The sequence below is a fragment of the Burkholderia sp. HI2500 genome, from assembly GCF_002223055.1.
In the GTDB taxonomy this organism is placed as follows: Bacteria; Pseudomonadota; Gammaproteobacteria; order Burkholderiales; family Burkholderiaceae; genus Burkholderia.
The window spans coordinates 2,063,438-2,081,166 of the sequence record NZ_NKFL01000006.1 but is presented as its reverse complement, the minus strand read 5'-3'; the positions used below and the strand labels follow the sequence as shown (position 1 = coordinate 2,081,166).

Here is a 17,729-nt window from a genome sequence, read left to right as displayed (position 1 = left end):
TCGACGATAGCGTCAACCGATAGATGAAAGGAGCGCAATCATGAAACTGCTCGGCATGATCAAACTGGTTCTGTGGAGTTTCTTCGGCGTACGCAACAGCAAGGCGCACGCGACCGATCTCGCGAACGCCAACTTCACGATGCTGCCGTTCGTGGCGATCATCCTCGCAGTGCTCGTCGGCGCGGTCATCTACGGCGTCGTGCACCTGGTCGTCGATCCGACCGTGACGATGCAGGGGTTCTGAGCAGACGGCCGACGAATCGCGAGCGGGCGAACGTGCCCGCTTCGGTTTCCGGCCGTATGTCCGGCGCGCAACGGCGCCGGCCGTTGACGCGGGCGCGCACGACGCAAGTCACGCGCCCATCGGCACCGTCGTCGTGCCGCGCGAATCGCGCTGTCCTCATTCCCGCCTTCCCCGTTTCCCGTTTCGCCCGATTCCAGGTCGGTCAGCCCCGCCCGGGGTAAAATGCGCGCCGCGCCGCGATGTCGCGCGCGACGGGCACGCCGCCGTTCCAGCGAACGGTGCGCGCAAGTGCGTCGCGCCCGCACCGAGGCGTTCGAAGCGTCCCCCCGCATGACAAGACCGCGCGATGCCGCCGGCCGCCCGACACGCCCCCGACGAACCCGTCGACGGCCGCGTCGGTTCCCGGCGCATCACCTGAATCCGACGTCCCATCCTGCGTCTTCCTGACCGAGCGGCCCGCTTGCGTGCCGCATCGTCCGATTCGTCTGATGAATGTCGCGCACGGGCACGCTTCGCAGCTTCGTAAACGGTTTCGACAGGGTCGAGTGGCGAGTTTTCCATCCAGAACAATGACGGTGAATAGAACAACAGCGTCGCGCGCACGGCGGCGCGCGAAAGTCGGGCTTGGCGTCGGTCTCGGCATCACGCTTTTCGCGGCCCAGGCCGCCGCGGCGCAGGGCGACACGCCGGCGCCGGACACGGAGGCGGCCGGCAGCGCGACGCTGCCGACGATCACGGTGAGCGGCGAGCGCGGCAACGCGCTGCGCGTACGCAACGCATCGGTCGCGGGGCTCGACGACACGCCGCTGCGCGACACGCCGGCGTCGGTGAGCGTCGTCACGCGCGCGCAGCTCGACGACCAGCAGGCGAAGCGGTTGAGCGACGTCGTGCGCAACGACGCATCGGTCGTCAACGACTATGCGCCGGTCGGCTATTTCGAAGGGTTTGCGATCCGCGGCTTCCCGGTCGATCTCGCGAGCGCGATCCGGATCGACGGGCTGACGGTGTCCGGCGAGCAGAACGTGCCGCTCGAGAACAAGGAGCGCGTCGAGATCCTGAAGGGGCTCGCGGGCATCGACAGCGGCGTCGTCGCGCCGGGCGGCGTGATCAACTTCGTGACGAAGCGCTCGGCGAACGTCGCGAGCGTGACTGGCGGCGTCGACAGCCGCGGCTCGACGTCGGCGGCCGTCGATCTCGGCCGCCGCTTCGGCCCCGACAATCAGTTCGGCTTCCGGATCAATGCCGCGAAGGAGAACATGCACTCGTACATCGACGGCACGAACGGACGGCGCACGTTCGGCTCGATCGCCGCCGACTGGGACATCAGCCCGCGTGCGAGCCTGCAGCTCAACGCCGAATTCCAGCAGTGGATCCAGCGTTCCGCCCCCGGCTATCAGCTGCTTGGCGGCACCGTCGTGCCGTCGGTCAAGACGACGTCGAAGGCGCTCGGCACGCAACCGTGGGCGAAACCGCTGACGACCGACGCGCTGAACCTGAACGCGCGCTTCGACTACCAGTTCAACGACGACTGGAAGGCCTACATCGCCGCCGGCCGCAGCCGCACGATGATCGACGACAACAGCGCGTTCGCGTACGGCTGCTCGTACGCGGCGAGCTGCACGGCCGGCGCGACGTCGCCGTTCTTCTTCGGCGCGAACGGCGACTATGACGTCTACGACTTCCGCAGCCCCGGCGAATATCGTCGCAACGACGACCTGCGTGCGGTCACGACCGGCAAGTTCGCGACGGGCCCGCTGCGGCACGAGCTGACGCTCGGCGTGAGCGTGCAGCGCCGCGTCGTGAGCATGGCCGACGCCGTGTACGACTACGTGGGCAGCGAGAACGTCTACGGGCCCGACACCACGTTTTCTCCGTCGCCGAATTCGCCCGGCCCGTCGTATCCGCGCCTCGATGCGTGGCAATACGGCGTGTTCGGGCTCGACCGCATCAGCATCGGCGAACACTGGCAGGTGCTCGCGGGCGGCAAGGAAGTGCTGCTGCGCCAGCGCAGCTGGAGCAGCCTCGACGGCGACGCGACGCATACCGACCGCTCGGTGTTCCTGCCGCAGGTGGCGCTCGTCTACAAGCCGGTGAACGTGCTGTCGCTGTACGCGTCGTACAGCAAGGCGCTGTCGCTCGGCGACCAGGCACCGGTGCGCGCGACCAACGCGTATGCGTTCCTGCCGCCGGTGGAATCGCACCAGTTCGAGGTCGGTGCAAAATACGACTGGCTCGACCGGCTGAGCCTCACGGCCGCCGTGTTCTCGATCAGCAAGCCGTTCCAGTTTGCCGACCCGGACGCATCGGGCACGCGTTACACGTTCGTGCAGCGCGGCACGCAGCGGCACCAGGGGATGGAGCTCGGCGCGGCCGGGCGCGTGACCGAGCGCCTGGGGCTGACGGCCAGCGTCGCGGCGATTCGTGCGCGTGCGTACGATTCCGGGTCGCCGGCGTATGAAGGGCACCAGATCATCAACGTGCCGGCGCTGCGCGCGACAGTGTATGCGGATTACGCGGTGCCGGGCGTCGCGGGGCTGAACGTGCTGGGCGGCGTCGAGTACAGCGCGGCCCGCAACGCGAACGAGGAGGGCACCGCGCGCGTGCCGTCGTGGTTCGTGTTCAATCTCGGCGCACGCTATACGACGAAGATCGGCGGCCATCGCACGGTGCTGCGCGTGTCGGTGGACAATCTGTTCAACAAGTTCTACTGGCGCGACGCGGGCGAGCAGCAAGGCGATGCGTACCTGTTTCCGGGTGCGCCGCGCACCGCGCGCGTGTCGTTGACCTATGATTTCTGATCGTCCGGAACCGGCCGCGTGATGCGCGGCCCCGGCAGCCAACCTGGAGAGCACAGACGATGTCCCCACTCGAAATCGCCGGCGTGATCGTCAGCGCGCTCGCGATCTGGCTGACCGCGAAGCGGCGCATGCTGTGCTGGCCGGTCGGGCTCGTGTCGGTCGCGCTGTACGGCTGGATCTTCTTCGACGCGAAGCTGTATTCGGACATGCTGCTGCAGGGCGCGTTCGCGGTGCTGCAGGTGTACGGCTGGCAACGCTGGCTCGCGCAGCGTGCGAGCGAGGCCGACGGCAGCGCGGCGCCGGCGGGCGATGTCGCACCCGTCACGGGCGTGCGGCCGCTGCAGATGCTGCCCGACCTGATCGCGGCCGTCGTCGGCAGCGCGCTGCTCGGCGGGATGATGGCGCGCTGGACCGATGCGGCGCTGCCGTTCGTCGATGCATCGCTGACCGCGTTCAGCCTCGTCGCGCAATACTGGACTGCGCGGCGCTACATCGCGTCGTGGGGGCTGTGGATCCTCGTGAACGTCGTGTATGTCGGGATGTTCGTGTTCAAGGAACTGTATCTGACGGCCGGACTCTATGCGCTGTTCATCGGGCTGGCCGTCGTCGGCTGGCGCGACTGGAGCCGCACGGCCGCGGCGCTGCGCGCGGCGGCCGGCGGTGCGCTGGCAACCAGCGGCGGCGCGCGCTGATCCACGTGCCGATCTGAATCAACCACGGAGCAACGTCGTTCATGTCATTCCCCCTCGAGCCGGACGGATCCCTGTCGCGTGACGTCGCCCCGCCGCAATTCGGCGTCGACGGCGAGCAGGCCGAGCGCGACTGGCCGCTGATGACGCACGACGAGGTGGCGGCGGTGCTCGCCCGGATCGACGGCGCCGGCGAGCCCGCGCGGCTCACATGGCACAGCCCGCGGCAGTTCGCGGCGGCCGTCCTGGTGCAGATGACGGACGGGCGTGGGCTGTTCGTCAAGCGTCATCATGTGAGCCTGCGCGATGTCGCAGGGCTCGAGGAAGAGCATCGTTTCATCGCGCATCTGCGCGAGCGCGGGATGCCGGTGGTCGACATTCTTGCCGATCGCGACGGCGCGACCGCATTCGCATCCGGCGACTGGACCTACGAGGTGCACGTCCGGGCGCCGGGCGTCGACCCATATCGCGGCGTGATGTCGTGGCAGCCGTTCACGCATGCTTCGCACGCGTACGCGGCCGGCCGCGCGCTGGCCGAGCTGCATCGCGCGTCGGCCGGCTACGATGCGCCGGCGCGGCCCGTGCGTACCCTGCTGTCGAGCTTTCGCGTGCTGTCGTCCGCCGATCTGGCGGGCGCGCTCGAACGCTGGGTCGACGCGCAGCCGCTGCTCGTGCGCGCGCTCGGTGCGCGTGACTGGCGCGGCGACGTGGCCGATGCGATCGGCCCGTATCATGCGCGCCTCGTGCCGCTGTTGCCTGCGCTGCCGCCGCTGTGGACGCACGGCGACTGGCATGCGTCGAACCTGTTGTGGACCGAAGCGGGGCCCGGTGCGCAAGTACGGACCGTGCTGGATTTCGGGCTGTCGGATCGCACCTGCGCGGTGATGGATCTCGCGCTCGCGATCGAGCGCAATACGGTCGACTGGATGGCGCCGGCCGATGCGCGGCGCGTCGAGTATGCGCAGATCGATGCGCTGCTCGACGGGTACGAATCGCTCGAACCGCTGGGCGACGAAGCCTATGCGGCGCTGGTCGCGCTGCTGCCGATCGTGCATACGGAGTTCGCGCTGTCGGAAGTCGCTTATTTCGGTTGCATCATCGATGCACCGGCCATCGTCGATATCGCGTACGACGGCTACCTGATCGGTCATGCTCGCTGGTTCGGCGAGCGCGACGGGCGGCAATTGCTTGACTGGCTCGTGCAGCGGCGGCGCGCGAAGCGAGGGGCTGCCTGATTCGCCGGCGGAGAATCGCTGCGCACGTGTGCCGATTCCCCGTGCTACTGCCATCTTCCGTGCGGCCGTCGCGCCGTACGTTCATCGAATTCTCCTGATCGCCGAAGCGGGGCATGGCTCTCGCAGGGCGCCGCACGCGCGCACGCGGCCGCCCCAACATGACGGAAATATCATCTTCGCCTCATGTTCGCACTGCGGCCGAACCGTAGCATCGGTCGCGAACCGTTACCGCAGAACCGAACATGCTCAAGCTCAACCTCGCCGTGGTCATCGTCTTCGCGATGGCCGCGACGGCTCATGCGCAGCCGTCGCTGTCGCCGGGGCCGGCCCTGTCTGCTTCCGGCAGCGTCGCGCCGATCAGCGCACCGCCCCCCGACGCTCTCCCGTCCAACTCATTGACGCTTGCCGATGCGCTATCGGTCGCGGCCCGGAACAATCCGGCGCTGCGCGGCGCGCGCGCGGACGTCGATGCGTCGGCCGGTGCACTGATGCAGGCCGGCGCGCGTCCCAATCCCGAAGTGTCGTTCCTGCAGGAAGGGTTCCGCCGCGCCGAACGCACGTCGACCGCGCTGATCAACCAGACGATCGAACTCGGCGGCAAGCGCAGCGCGCGGCTCGATGTCGCGTCGTACGGCAGGGAAGCGGCCAATGCATCGCTCGACGAGCAGGGCGCCGTCGTGCGCGCCGACGTGATCGCCGCGTTCTACGGCCTGCTCGCCGCGCAGCGCCAGCTTCAGGTGACGGAGGAATCGGCCGCGATCGCCGCGCGCTCCGCGGATCTCGCGAGCCGCCGGGCGCAGGCCGGCAAGGTGTCGCCGGTCGAGGCGACCAAGGCGCACGTGGCGGCGGCCGGCGTGCAGATCGAAGTGGTGACGGCGCGCGGCCGTGTCGAGGTCGCGCGCGAGAAGCTGAACGCGGTGATGGGCGAGGCGCGCGACGGCCGGCTTGCCGTGCAGGGCGACCTCGAAGCCGTGCCGCCGGTCGAGCCGTTGTCCGCGCTGACCGCGCAGCTCGATGATTCCCCGCTTGCACGGATCGCGCGCGCCGAGATGCTGCGCTCGAACGCGGCCGTGTCGCTCGAACGTGCGCGGCGCATTCCGGACGTGACGATCAGCGCGGGCGTGAAGCGCGTGACCACGGGCGGCGTGCCGGACAACCAGGCGGTGGTCGGTGTGTCGATCCCGATTCCGCTGTTCAACACGAACAAGGGCGCGCTGCTCGAGGCGACGCACAAGGCCGCGCGCGCGAATGCCGATCTCGATCGCGAACGCACGCGCCTGCGGCTGGACCTCACGCAGGCATACGCGAATTTCGAAGCCGCCGCGCAGGAAGCGCAGCGGTTGAAGGCCGACATCCTGCCGGCCGCGCGCCTTGCGCTCGACGCGATGTCGCGCGGCTACGAGCTCGGGAAGTTCAGCTTCCTCGACGTGCTCGACGCGCAGCGCACGCTGTTCCAGGGCCAGTCGCAATACGTGCGTGCGCTCGCCGATGCCCATACGGCTCGCGCCGACATCGGCCGGCTGGTCGGAACGCCACTTGCGCCGTTCGCACCGGCACCGGTCGCGCAATAGCGCAACGGACGCCTCTTTTACCTGAAGGATCACCATGTCACGCAACAGAATCCTGATCATCGCGGCGGTCGTGCTGGGCAGCGCCGGGATCGTCATCGGCGCACTCGGCGTCACGCGCAACGGCGGCGGCAACGGCGCGTCCGCATCGGCGGCGGCCGTTGCCGCTTCATCCACCGAAGCCACCGGCGAGCGCGGCGGTGTCGTGCTCAAGCGCGGCAAGCTGTCCGTCGAAATCGTGATGACGGAGAAACCCGGCGACGCGCGCCTCATCGTCTATCCGTTCGTCGACGGCAAGCCGGCGGACAAGGGCGTCACCGTGTCCGGCACGCTGGTTCGCTACGACCGCACGCACGAGCCGTTGCGTTTCGACGCGGCCGGCCAGAAGTTCGTATCCGCGCAGTCGATCGGCAAGCCGCACGTGTTCGACGCGACGATCGACGTGAAGGCGGGCAATGAATCGGCATCGTTCCCGTTCGCCCGCGCCGACGGCGCGATCGCGTTGACCGACGCGCAGCTCGCGACCTCGAAGATCGCGCTGGCGAAGGCCGGCCCCGCGCAGATCGCGACGCCGTTCCAGTTGCCGGGCGAGATCAAGTTCAACGAGGATCGCACCGCGCACGTGGTGCCGCGCGTGGCCGGGATCGTCGAGCAGGTGTCGGTGTCGCTCGGGCAGAACGTCGCGAAGGGGCAGGTGCTGGCCGTGATCGCGAGCACCGATCTCGCCGACCGGCGCAGCGAGCTGCTGACGGCCGAGCGCCGGCTGTCGGGCGCCCGCGCGACCTACGAGCGCGAGCGCACGCTGTGGAAGGAGCGCATCTCGGCCGAGCAGGACTACCAGCAGGCGCAGGTGCAGTTGCGTGAAGCCGAGATCGCCGTGCAGAACGCGCGACAGAAGCTCGCCGCGCTGAATGCGCCGGTCGGCGCGGGCGCGCTGAACCGCTACGAACTGCGCGCGCCGTTCGCGGGCACGATCGTCGAGAAGCACGCGACGCCGGGTGAAGCGATTGCCGCCGACGCCAGCATGTTCGTGATCTCTGATCTCTCGACGGTATGGGCCGAGATGGCCGTGCCGGCGCAGCGGCTGAACGACGTGCGGGTCGGCCGCGATGCGACGGTCATCGCGACCGCGTTCGAATCGCGCTCGAGCGGCCCGATCGCGTACGTGGGGTCGCTGCTTGGCGAACAGACGCGCACCGCGCCGGCGCGCGTCGTGCTGCCGAACCCGGACGGCGTGTGGCGGCCCGGGATGTTCGTGAACGTGTCGGTCGACGCGGGCAAGCAGGGCGTGCCGCTCGCGGTCGCGAGCGACGCGCTGCAGGACGTCGACGGCGCACCGTCCGTCTTCGTGCGCTCGTCGAAGGGTTTCGTCGCGCAGGCCGTCGAAACGGGCCGGCGCGACGAACGGGCGACCGAAGTGCTGAAGGGGCTCAAGCCGGGCCAGGAATACGCGGCGTCGAACAGCTTCGTGCTGAAGGCCGAACTCGGCAAGGGGAGTGCGGAACATGAATGAGCGCTACGTGTGCGCCGTTGCGCGCCTCGCGGCCCGATATGCGGCCCGCTTTCCGGCCCGCCGGGTGACCGGCCGGGCGGCCCGTCCGTCGAGGGTGACCGTGCCCCGTTTCAAGGAATCCCGCCATGTTTGAGCGCCTGATCCGCTTTGCGATTGCGCACCGCTGGCTCGTGATGCTGGCGATCGCGGCCGTGGCCGCGCTGGGCGTGTTCAGCTACCAGAAGCTGCCGATCGACGCGGTGCCCGACATCACCAACGTACAGGTACAGATCAACACGGCCGCGCCCGGCTATTCGCCGCTGGAGGCCGAGCAGCGCATCACCTATCCGGTCGAGACCGTGATGGCCGGCCTGCCGGGCCTCGAGCAGACGCGCTCGATCTCGCGCTACGGGCTGTCGCAGGTCACGGTGATCTTCAAGGACGGCACCGACATCTATTTCGCGCGGCAGCTCGTCAACGAGCGCATCCAGGAAGCGAAAGACAAGCTGCCGGCCGGCATCGCGCCCGCCATGGGGCCGACGTCGACGGGCCTCGGCGAGATCTACCTGTGGACCGTCGAAGCCGACGCCAACGCGCGCAAGCCCGACGGTACGCGCTATACGGCGGCCGACCTGCGCGAGCTGCAGGACTGGGTCGTCCGGCCACAGCTGCGCAACGTGCGCGGCGTGACCGAGGTCAACTCGATCGGCGGCTACGTGAAGGAATACCGCGTCGCGCCGAACCCGGCGAAGCTGATGTCGTACGGGCTGACGCTTGCCGACGTCGTGCGCGCGCTGGAGCGCAACAACGACAACGTCGGCGCCGGCTACATCGAGAAGCGCGGCGAGCAGTATCTGGTGCGCGTGCCGGGCCAGGCGCGCACCGTCGACGATCTCGCCAATATCGTGCTGACCAACGCCGGCGGCGTACCGGTGCGGATGAAGGATGTCGGGCTGGTCGACATCGGCCGCGAGCTGCGTACCGGCGCGGCGACGTCGGATGGCGAGGAGGTCGTGCTCGGCACGGTCTTCATGCTGATGGGCGAGAACAGCCGCACGGTCGCGAAGGCCGTCGCCGCGAAGATGGAGGATGTGAACCGCACGCTGCCGTCCGGCGTGAAGGCGATTCCCGTGTACGACCGCACCGTGCTGGTCGAGAAGGCCGTCGCGACGGTGAAGAAGAACCTGCTCGAAGGCGCAATCCTCGTGATCGCCGTGCTGTTCCTGTTCCTCGGCAACATGCGCGCGGCGCTGATCACCGCGCTCGTGATCCCGCTGTCGATGCTGATGACCTTCACCGGCATGGTGAACGCGAAGGTGAGCGCGAACCTGATGAGCCTCGGCGCGCTCGACTTCGGGATCATCGTCGACGGCGCGGTGGTGATCGTCGAGAACTGCGTGAGGCGGCTCGCGCACGCGCAGGCCGCCGCGGGCCGGCCGCTCACACGCGACGAGCGCTTCGCGGAGGTGTTCGGCGCGTCGCAGGACGCGCGTCGCGCGCTGATCTTCGGGCAACTGATCATCATGGTCGTGTACCTGCCGATCTTTGCGCTGACCGGCGTCGAAGGCAAGATGTTCCACCCGATGGCCATTACCGTCGTGATGGCGCTCGCGGCCGCGATGGTGCTGACCGTCACGTTCATTCCGGCGGCCGTCGCGCTGTTCATCGGCGAGCGTGTCGAGGAGAAGGAGAACCGGCTGATGGGCTGGGCGCGGCGCGCGTACGAGCCGGCGCTCGCCGCATTCATGACGCGCCCGGCGCGCGTGATGGTCGGCGCGGGCGTGATCGTGCTGGCCACGCTCGGGCTGGCCACGCGGCTCGGCAGCGAGTTCATCCCGAGCCTCAACGAAGGCGACCTGGCCGTGGCCGCCTTGCGGATCCCCGGTACGAGCCTGTCGCAGTCGGTCGAGATGCAGAAGGCCATCGAGAAGACGCTGAAGACGCGCTTCCCCGAGATCGAGCGCGTGTTCGCGCGCACCGGCACGGCCGAGATCGCGGCCGACCCGATGCCGCCGAACCTGTCGGACGGCTATATCATGCTGAAGCCGGCCGATCAGTGGCCCGACCCGAAGAAGCCGCGCGACCAGCTCGTGCGCGAGATCGAGGAAGCGCTCGCCGAGCTGCCGGGCAACGCGTACGAGTTCTCGCAGCCGATCCAGCTGCGTTTCAACGAACTGATCTCGGGCGTGCGCAGCGACGTCGCCGTGAAGATCTTCGGCGACGACATGGCCGTGCTGAACCAGACCGGCGAGCAGATCGCGGCCGCGTTGCAGAAGGTGCCGGGCGCGTCGGAGGTGAAGGTCGAGCAGACCACCGGCCTGCCCGTGCTGACCGTTAACCTCGATCGCGACAAGCTCGCGCGCTACGGCGTAAGCGTGGCCGACCTGCAGGATACGGTGGCCGCGGCCGTCGGCGGGCAGAAGGCCGGCACGCTGTTCCAGGGCGACCGCCGCTTCGACATCGTCGTGCGGCTGCCCGACGAGCTGCGCTCGGACATCGAGGCGATCAAGCGGCTGCCGATCGCGCTGCCCGCACCGGCGGCCGGCGCCAGCGCACCGCTTGCGGCGGCGCCGTACGTGCCGCTCGCGGAACTGGCGACGATCGACGTCGCGCCGGGCCCGAACCAGATCAGCCGCGAGGACGGCAAGCGGCGCGTGGTCGTCAGCGCGAACGTGCGCGGCCGCGACGTCGGGTCGTTCGTCGCCGACGCGCGCGAGCAGCTGCAGCAGGACGTGCGCGTGCCGGCCGGCTACTGGGTGTCGTGGGGCGGCCAGTTCGAGCAGCTGCAAAGCGCGAGCGAGCGCCTGAAGCTGGTCGTGCCGCTCGCGCTGTTCATGGTGTTCGTGCTGCTGTTCGTGATGTTCAACAACGTGAAGGACGGGCTGCTCGTGTTCACCGGCATTCCGTTCGCGCTGAGCGGCGGCGTGGTGTCGCTGTGGCTGCGCGGGATTCCGCTGTCGATCACGGCGGCGGTCGGCTTCATCGCGCTGTCCGGCGTCGCCGTGCTCAACGGGCTCGTGATGATCTCGTTCATCCGCAACCTGCGCGACGAAGGGATGCCACTCGAGGCCGCCGTGCGCGAAGGCGCGCTCACGCGACTGCGGCCGGTGCTGATGACCGCGCTCGTCGCGTCGCTGGGCTTCCTGCCGATGGCGTTCGCGACCGGCACCGGCGCCGAGGTGCAGCGCCCGCTCGCGACGGTCGTGATCGGCGGTATCCTGTCGTCCACGGCGCTGACGCTGCTGGTGCTGCCGGTGCTGTACCGTGTCAGCCATGCGGTGTCGTGGCGCGCGGCGTTGCGCGGCGGCTTCGGCTCGGGCGTGCTGCGCCGGCTGGGTTTCTTCAAGGGTAATGCGTGATGCGAATTCTGATTGTCGAAGATGAACCGAAGACGGGCGCGTACCTGCGCAAGGGGCTGACGGAAGCCGGCTATGTCGTCGACTGGGTCGAGGACGGCATCACGGGCCAGCATCAGGCCGAGACCGAGGAGTACGACCTGCTCGTGCTCGACGTGATGCTGCCCGGGCAGGACGGCTGGACGCTGCTGCAGAACCTGCGGCGCAGCAAGTCGACGCCCGTGCTGTTCCTCACCGCGCGCGACGATGTCGGCGATCGCGTGAAAGGGCTCGAACTCGGCGCCGACGACTATCTCGCGAAGCCGTTCGACTTCGTCGAGCTGACCGCGCGCATCAAGTCGATCCTGCGGCGCGGCCAGCCGCGCGATTCGAACACGTTGCGCGTGGCCGACCTCGAACTCGACCTCACGCGCCGCAAGGCCACCCGGCAGGGCGACACGATCCTGCTGACCGCGAAGGAGTTCGCGCTGCTGTGGCTGCTGATGCGCCGCGAGGGCGAGATCCTGCCGCGCGCGACGATCGCGTCGCAGGTGTGGGACATGAATTTCAACAGCGACACGAACGTCGTCGATTCGGCGATCCGGCGCCTGCGCTCGAAGATCGACGACGCATACGACCCGAAGCTGATCCATACGGTGCGCGGGATGGGCTACGTGCTCGAGGCGCGCGGCGGCAGCGCGGCATGATCGCGCGCCTGTTGCCGCGCACGCTGCGCGGACGCCTGACCGCGCTGATCATCCTGTCGACGTCGGTGATCCTCGCGTCGAGCGGCGTCGCGTTGTACGAGGCGCTGAGCAATCGCGTCGACACGACGGCGGCCGAGCAGATGGCCGGCATCTCCGCCGCGTTGGGCGCGCATCTGGCCGAAGCACGCTCGACGGCAGACGTCGCGCGCAACACCGACATCTGGATCGACCAGTTGCATGGTCATCCGAACATGGATCTCGCGATCTTCGACGCCACGGGCGCGCGCCTGGTCGGCACGCCCGGCTTCCGCCTCGTTGCGCCGCTGATGTCGCTGGATGCAGGGCGCGTGCCGGTCGGCGTCGCGCCGCCCGGCGCACGGCAGCAGTATCTGGTGACGAATGTGCCGCTTGCCGGTGCAGGCGCAAGTGCGCCCGTGGTGCGCGTCGTGGTGCAGTACGACCGCAGCGCCGACGTGCTGCTGCTGCGCACGCACGCTTATACGATCGTCGTGATCGAGGTGTTCGGCGTGGTGCTCGCGGCCGCGATCGCATACGGCATCGCGGCGCTCGGGCTGAGCCCGCTGCGGCGCTTCGCGGCGCGTGCCGAACAGATGTCGACGAGCCGGCTCGCCCATCCGCTGCCGGCGCTCGATACGGCCGGCGAGCTGAAGGAGCTCGAGCACGCGTTCAACGGCATGCTCGAGCGATTGAACGAATCGTTCACACGGCTGAGCCAGTTCTCGTCGAATCTCGCGCACGACATGCGCACGCCGCTCACGAACCTGCAGGCGGCCGCACAGGTCGTGCTGTCGCAGCCGCGCAGCGCGGATGAATACCGGAACGTGATCGAGTCGAGCATCGACGAATACCAGCGGTTGTCGCGGATGATCGAGGACATGCTGTTCCTGGCGCGTTCGGAACAGGCCGGCACGTCGATCAGCGTGCGGCGCCTGGATGCGTCGGAAGAGGCGGGGCGCGTCGCCGGCTACTACGAGCCGCTGGCGGAGGATGCCGGCGTGACGGTGAAGATCGACGGCCATGCGTGGGTCGATGCGGATCTGACGCTGTACCAGCGTGCGCTGAGCAATCTGCTGTCGAATGCGCTGGCCTACGCGCCGCGCGGCAGCATCGTGACGATTGATTGCGTGGAGCAGGGCGGTGCGACGACGATCGCCGTGTCGGATACGGGGCCCGGCATCGAGGCCCAGCACGTCGGAAAGATCTTCGAGCGCTTCTATCGTGTCGATCCGTCTCGGCACAACTCGGCGCAGGGTACGGGGCTGGGGCTCGCGATCGTCCGTTCGATCATGGACAACCACGGCGGCGAATGCGGCGTTGACAGCGACCCGGGCCGGCGCACGACCTTCTGGCTGCGTTTTCCGCGCCGGCCGGCCGAGCTGAAACGGCCGGCGGCCCTCCCTACCTGACACCGCCGGCGGGCATGCCCGCGCGTTCGCCATGAGGCGGCCGCGCGCGGCGCGCTGCCTGCGGTCGGATGACCGAGCGTCATTTCTGCGCGGTCAGGTTGTCGTGGTTGTCGGGCTGCGGCTTCTTCTCGCCGCCATGCACCGAAATCCCGTGCAGCTCCTTGTTGCGTGCGACGAGCTCGCCGGTCGGCGGGTACTGCGTCTTGCTCACCGGCACGACGCCGTCGTGCTGCGCCTGCTTCAGTTCATTGACGACCTGCGTGCGGGTCTTGCCCTGCGTTTGCGTCTGCGCGAATGCGGCCTGCGTGGCCATGCCGAGCGACAGCGTGGCGGTGACGAACAGTGCGGCGAATTTTGCGGTTTTCATCGAGTGCTCTCCTTGATCAGGGCCGCCGGGTGGCGAACCATGGACCCAGTATGCGAAAGCAGCCGTGCGTGATCGTGATCGCGAGATGAAAAATGCGTCAGATTGCGTGAGGTGGAGACGCGCAGTTCGGACGCGACCGGCATGACGCATTCGTCATGTTCGCGTCATGGGCGCGATGAGCGGGAAGCGGAACATGAAGTCTGCCGATGGCCCATGTGGCTGGCGGCATTCACGCCGTTCGCGACAGCTGTATGGAACGCGGGCGGCCTTGTTTTGACTTTCACACCGGACTTGAAAAGTGCCTAGTCCCGCCATTCGCCTAGCCTTGATCGCAGTCCTGATCGTCCCGTTGTTCGCGGGCTGCACATCGACACGTTCCGGCACCATGCCAACTTCGCAGGCCACACCGGCCGCCGCGAAAAAGCCGGTGCCCGCCGATCTCATGCCCGGCGAGCAGATCGATTACGCCGGGCATCGCTGCGGCAATCCGAACCTGTATGTAAAGACGCATAACTGCCTGTTTCCGCAACGCAATTCAACGCCTTGATCGTCGGCGCGCGATCAAAAAAAGGCCCGGCACTCGACGTGTCCGGGCCTAACGCGTGACGTGCCGTGCGGCAGCGACTCGCTTGCGTGGTCTGGAACGGGCGCTGCCCGTCACGTTTCCGATCGTAGCGAGGCGGCGCTTCGCGAACCTGATCGGAACATGAAATTTTCGTCACGCGGCGCGCGTATGGCGGCCGCGATCAGAACCGGTGGCGCAAGCCGAGGTTGACGATGCCTTGCGTGCGCGTTCCGCCATAGCCATACGACCCGATCGACGCCTGCGCCGTTTGCGTGCCGCCGTCGAGCGTGCGCTGTTCGCCGTTCGCGCGTTGCCATGCCCCGACCGCGTAGAGGTCGGTGCGCTTCGACAGCACGTAGTCGGCGCCGGCGGACACCTGATGGTAGGTCGCGCTCGTGTCGCCACGGGCACGCGTGTAGCTGTAGCCGACGCCGACGAGCAGGCTGGGTGTCGCCTGATAGTTGAAGAAGCCGCGCGCGGTGTCGTACTTCTGCGTGCTGCGAAACGCGGACATCGCATCGGCCTTGTACAGCGCATTGCTGTAGTCGATGCCGACCGCGAACGGCGCGAAGTTGTAGCGCAACGCGCCGCGCGCGATGCCGATCGATTTCGCGGAGATATAGCCGCCGTTGACCAGCGACCCGTCGAACGTGCCGTCGGACGTGCCGTTCCAGCCGGTGCGGATGCCGTTGGCGAGCGACGAGCGATTGGCCGCGTAGTAATAGCCGCCCGCCGCGTCGACAGGGCCGTTGCTGTACGACAGGCCGGCCGACCAGGTTTGCCCGGCGCCGCTTTTGCCGGCCACGCCGCCGAGCGCATACATGCCGACGAACTGGAGCCCGTTGATCACGGGCGACGTGTATTTCACCGCGTTGTCGGTGCGCGACGACGTGTCGTAGTTGTCGACGTCGCCGGGTGTCGCGTAGACGCTGCCGAAGTAGAAGTCGCCGGTGACCGGCCATGCGACGTCCGCGAGCGCGTCGTACTGGCGGCCGAGCGTCAGCGTGCCCCAGCGCAGGCTGTCGAGGCCGACGAACGCCTGCCGGCCGAACATCCGGTTGCCTTGCCCGAGCGCGCCGGTGTTCGGATTGAAGCCATTTTCCAGCGTGAAGATCGCCTTCAGCCCGCCACCCAGGTCTTCCGCACCTTTCACGCCGAAGCGGTTGCCGAGCAGGTTGCCGTTGCCGAGGCCGGCGAGATTCTTGCCGTCCGCGCTGGCGTTCCATACGTACGTCAGCGACGTATCGAACAGGCCGTATAACGTGACTTCCGATGCGTGTGCCGCGTGCGTGGTCGCGAGCAGCGCACCCGACATCATGGCGAGCCGAACTGGAGTTTTCATGGTGTTCCCCTGAGATTCAAGATGATCGTTTCGTGCATCGGTCGATTCCGCGCCGCGCGTAGTGCAGGCGGGCGCGGAATGTCGCGATGGCGCTGCCGATTCTGGAAAGCGTTCGGATCGTGAAGGTGAGGGACAAATGAGAAAAATGTCATCGCCGCGTCATGTGTGCGGAAACGCGTCACGCATTTTCATTCGTAGTGCGATACAGGGAATATCGCGGTGGTGACGAAACCGTCATGCTGCAATCACGATTCCGCACCGCTGCCGGCTCAAAGTGAACGCTCCCGTCACGGATTTCCAGCAAGGAGCGAACAACATGAACATTCCGCGACCGATGATCGTCGTCGCCGCTGCCGCACTGTCGGTGGCGGCCTTTTCACAGGCAGTGGCCGCGCAGCAGAAGACCCGGCAGGAAGTCCGCCAGGAACTGGTGCGTGCGCGCCACGACGGCGTGATCCCGAGCCCGAATCACGACTACCCGGCGAGCCCGGCCGCCGTCGCGCGCAACCAGGAGATCCATCGCGCGACGGTGCATCGCGGGGAGATGGCGCCGCTGGTCGATGCGCACGACAACCGTTTTGCGGTGCGTTGACCGTTCATTCGCGGCCGACCGGCGCGGTGCCCGTCAGCCGCACCCCCACACGAAGAGGAGAGTGCCATGCGTCATTTGGCGAAAGGAATCGTGCTCGCGGCGTGCCTGATGTCGACGGCCGCGATGGCGGCCGGTTGGCCGGAGCGGGCGTTGTCGCACGCGTCGGCGCACGACGTCGGCCGGCGCGCGAACGAGCGGATGCGCTGCGAGTTCGCGGCCGTGCCGGCCGGTGAGTGGAGCGCGACGTTCACACGCGGGCAATGCGAGGTCGACAACGGCCGGCTGACGTTCGTGCCGGGCGATGCAGGCGGCGAATCGACTGTCGCCGAGCAGCGGATCGTGCTCGGCGACGTCCGCACTGCATCGCATCAGTCACGCAAGCTGAAGGAGCAACTGCAACTGACGACACGCGACGAAGTGATCGCGCTGAACGTGCTGACCGACGACGGCAGCCGCAAGTCGCGCGAACACGCGATCGATCTGTGGGCCGCGTTGCGCAACGAAGGCGTGACGCCCGTCAACGGTGCGCGCATCGTCGATACGTATCCGACGGGCGCGACGACGTGGTAGCCGGCGCGCGGCCGCGCCTGCTTATCCGGCCTTCACCGATCCTTCGATCAGGAAGAATACGATGAAGCCGATGAAGAACGCGGCGGTCGCGAACGGCGTTTCAGGGACCTCGTGCGCTTCGACCAGCAGTTCCTCGGTGACGAGGTACAGCAGCGCGACGGTGCCCAGCCCGAGCAGCGCTGCGTAGATATTGGATGGGAGTCCTGCGAATGCCGCGTTGCCGGCCACGGCCGCGATGCTCAGCAGCGCCGCGAGCCCGACCGGAACGACGATCGACAGCAGGCGGCCGATGCCGGCGGCCGCGAGCGCCGCGCTGACCGACAGCGCGAGGAACAGTACCTCGAGCGTCAATGCGACGGTCAGGATGATGCCGCTTTCGTCGCTGGCCGAGAACGCGATGCCGAGCACGAGGCCGTCGATGACGAGGTCGATCGCGGTGACGATGATCAGGCTCACGGGCAGCCGTGCTTCCTCGAAGCGCGTCTCGATCGCACCGGACAGCGCGCGGATCGCGAGCATCAGCGCGATGCCGAGCACGAAGCCGACGACGACCGGAAACAGCGCATGCGCGCGGTCCTGCGGCAGCAGTTCGAGCGCGGCGGCCGCGAACACGATGCCGCCGGTGAAATGCTGGATGACGCTCGACGTTTTCGGGCCGGGTGCGCGCCACGCGGCCGCGAGCGCGCCGAAGCAGGCCGCCAGCAGGGGCGGTAACGTGAGCAGCGCAAGCTTCGCGGTCGGTGTCATGAGGCCTCTCGGACGGTTGGCGTACCGCAGCGGGCTCAGCGTCTGGCCATC

The 17,729-nt window shown here is 68.1% G+C and carries 15 protein-coding genes; 12 read left to right on the top strand and 3 right to left on the bottom strand.

The features are described 5' to 3' along the window. Positions 1 to 40 precede the first annotated feature (40 nt). The 9 genes from CFB45_RS27050 to CFB45_RS27010 all read left to right on the top strand — a co-directional run bounded on the left by CFB45_RS27050 (position 41) and on the right by CFB45_RS27010 (position 13,495). Positions 41 to 244, top strand: coding sequence for a DUF2970 domain-containing protein (locus tag CFB45_RS27050; protein ID WP_043178166.1), 204 nt, complete (start codon positions 41 to 43; stop codon positions 242 to 244). Between the two features lie 569 nt (positions 245 to 813). Beyond that, positions 814 to 3,042 (top strand): TonB-dependent siderophore receptor, encoded by a 2,229-nt coding sequence (locus CFB45_RS27045; protein ID WP_089428176.1) that lies wholly within the window; start codon positions 814 to 816, stop codon positions 3,040 to 3,042. A 59-nt stretch (positions 3,043 to 3,101) separates the two neighbouring features. Continuing rightward, the gene (gene pnuC / locus CFB45_RS27040; RefSeq protein ID WP_089428175.1) at positions 3,102 to 3,734 is read left to right on the top strand and encodes a nicotinamide riboside transporter PnuC; all 633 of its coding nucleotides are present in this window, start codon (positions 3,102 to 3,104) and stop codon (positions 3,732 to 3,734) included. 41 nt (positions 3,735 to 3,775) lie between these two features. After that, positions 3,776 to 4,966: a phosphotransferase enzyme family protein gene (locus tag CFB45_RS27035; RefSeq protein ID WP_089428174.1), complete on the top strand. Its 1,191-nt coding sequence runs from the start codon at positions 3,776 to 3,778 to the stop codon at positions 4,964 to 4,966. Between the two features lie 242 nt (positions 4,967 to 5,208). Further along, complete coding sequence (locus tag CFB45_RS27030) at positions 5,209 to 6,537, top strand: TolC family protein (RefSeq protein ID WP_089428173.1); 1,329 nt, start codon at positions 5,209 to 5,211, stop codon at positions 6,535 to 6,537. A 34-nt stretch (positions 6,538 to 6,571) separates the two neighbouring features. Continuing rightward, positions 6,572 to 8,047 carry an efflux RND transporter periplasmic adaptor subunit gene (locus CFB45_RS27025; protein WP_089428172.1) on the top strand — a complete coding sequence of 492 codons (1,476 nt, stop codon included), beginning with the start codon at positions 6,572 to 6,574 and terminating at the stop codon, positions 8,045 to 8,047. Positions 8,048 to 8,172: 125 nt separating this feature from the next. Beyond that, a complete protein-coding gene (locus tag CFB45_RS27020; RefSeq protein ID WP_089428171.1) occupies positions 8,173 to 11,385 on the top strand; it encodes an efflux RND transporter permease subunit in 3,213 nt (1,070 codons plus the stop codon). Then, complete coding sequence (gene irlR, locus CFB45_RS27015) at positions 11,385 to 12,068, top strand: heavy metal response regulator transcription factor IrlR (protein ID WP_039349341.1); 684 nt, start codon at positions 11,385 to 11,387, stop codon at positions 12,066 to 12,068. Before CFB45_RS27020 ends, irlR begins: the two co-directional genes overlap by 1 nt. Beyond that, complete coding sequence (locus CFB45_RS27010; protein ID WP_089428170.1) at positions 12,065 to 13,495, top strand: heavy metal sensor histidine kinase; 1,431 nt, start codon at positions 12,065 to 12,067, stop codon at positions 13,493 to 13,495. Before irlR ends, CFB45_RS27010 begins: the two co-directional genes overlap by 4 nt. A gap of 79 nt (positions 13,496 to 13,574) precedes the next feature. Here the strand turns inward: CFB45_RS27010 and CFB45_RS27005 are convergent, their stop codons facing one another. Further along, positions 13,575 to 13,862, bottom strand: coding sequence for a DUF4148 domain-containing protein (locus CFB45_RS27005; RefSeq protein ID WP_089428169.1), 288 nt, complete (start codon positions 13,860 to 13,862; stop codon positions 13,575 to 13,577). Between the two features lie 325 nt (positions 13,863 to 14,187). Between CFB45_RS27005 and CFB45_RS27000 the strand changes: the two genes are divergently transcribed. After that, complete coding sequence (locus CFB45_RS27000) at positions 14,188 to 14,409, top strand: hypothetical protein (RefSeq protein ID WP_256978369.1); 222 nt, start codon at positions 14,188 to 14,190, stop codon at positions 14,407 to 14,409. Between the two features lie 199 nt (positions 14,410 to 14,608). On the opposite strand, the gene CFB45_RS26995 is transcribed toward CFB45_RS27000, so the two are convergent. After that, a complete protein-coding gene (locus CFB45_RS26995; protein WP_089428168.1) occupies positions 14,609 to 15,769 on the bottom strand; it encodes a porin in 1,161 nt (386 codons plus the stop codon). A 316-nt stretch (positions 15,770 to 16,085) separates the two neighbouring features. On the opposite strand from CFB45_RS26995, the gene CFB45_RS26990 reads away from it, so the two are divergent. Beyond that, complete coding sequence (locus CFB45_RS26990) at positions 16,086 to 16,361, top strand: DUF4148 domain-containing protein (protein WP_089428167.1); 276 nt, start codon at positions 16,086 to 16,088, stop codon at positions 16,359 to 16,361. 66 nt (positions 16,362 to 16,427) lie between these two features. Next, positions 16,428 to 16,931 (top strand): hypothetical protein, encoded by a 504-nt coding sequence (locus CFB45_RS26985; RefSeq protein WP_089428166.1) that lies wholly within the window; start codon positions 16,428 to 16,430, stop codon positions 16,929 to 16,931. 21 nt (positions 16,932 to 16,952) lie between these two features. On the opposite strand, the gene CFB45_RS26980 is transcribed toward CFB45_RS26985, so the two are convergent. After that, entirely contained in the window at positions 16,953 to 17,678 is a 726-nt protein-coding gene (locus CFB45_RS26980) for a ZIP family metal transporter (protein ID WP_089428165.1), read from the bottom strand. Between the last annotated feature and the right edge of the window lie 51 nt (positions 17,679 to 17,729).

Bases quoted from the DNA above. Each gene is read 5' to 3' on its own strand.
- CFB45_RS27050 (WP_043178166.1), top strand. From the start codon at position 41: ATGAAACTGCTCGGCATGATCAAACTGGTTCTGTGGAGTTTCTTCGGC.
- CFB45_RS27045 (WP_089428176.1), top strand. From the start codon at position 814: ATGACGGTGAATAGAACAACAGCGTCGCGCGCACGGCGGCGCGCGAAA.
- pnuC (WP_089428175.1), top strand. From the start codon at position 3,102: ATGTCCCCACTCGAAATCGCCGGCGTGATCGTCAGCGCGCTCGCGATC.
- CFB45_RS27035 (WP_089428174.1), top strand. From the start codon at position 3,776: ATGTCATTCCCCCTCGAGCCGGACGGATCCCTGTCGCGTGACGTCGCC.
- CFB45_RS27030 (WP_089428173.1), top strand. From the start codon at position 5,209: ATGCTCAAGCTCAACCTCGCCGTGGTCATCGTCTTCGCGATGGCCGCG.
- CFB45_RS27025 (WP_089428172.1), top strand. From the start codon at position 6,572: ATGTCACGCAACAGAATCCTGATCATCGCGGCGGTCGTGCTGGGCAGC.
- CFB45_RS27020 (WP_089428171.1), top strand. From the start codon at position 8,173: ATGTTTGAGCGCCTGATCCGCTTTGCGATTGCGCACCGCTGGCTCGTG.
- irlR (WP_039349341.1), top strand. From the start codon at position 11,385: ATGCGAATTCTGATTGTCGAAGATGAACCGAAGACGGGCGCGTACCTG.
- CFB45_RS27010 (WP_089428170.1), top strand. From the start codon at position 12,065: ATGATCGCGCGCCTGTTGCCGCGCACGCTGCGCGGACGCCTGACCGCG.
- CFB45_RS27005 (WP_089428169.1), bottom strand. From the start codon at position 13,862: ATGAAAACCGCAAAATTCGCCGCACTGTTCGTCACCGCCACGCTGTCG.
- CFB45_RS26995 (WP_089428168.1), bottom strand. From the start codon at position 15,769: ATGAAAACTCCAGTTCGGCTCGCCATGATGTCGGGTGCGCTGCTCGCG.
- CFB45_RS26990 (WP_089428167.1), top strand. From the start codon at position 16,086: ATGAACATTCCGCGACCGATGATCGTCGTCGCCGCTGCCGCACTGTCG.
- CFB45_RS26985 (WP_089428166.1), top strand. From the start codon at position 16,428: ATGCGTCATTTGGCGAAAGGAATCGTGCTCGCGGCGTGCCTGATGTCG.
- CFB45_RS26980 (WP_089428165.1), bottom strand. From the start codon at position 17,678: ATGACACCGACCGCGAAGCTTGCGCTGCTCACGTTACCGCCCCTGCTG.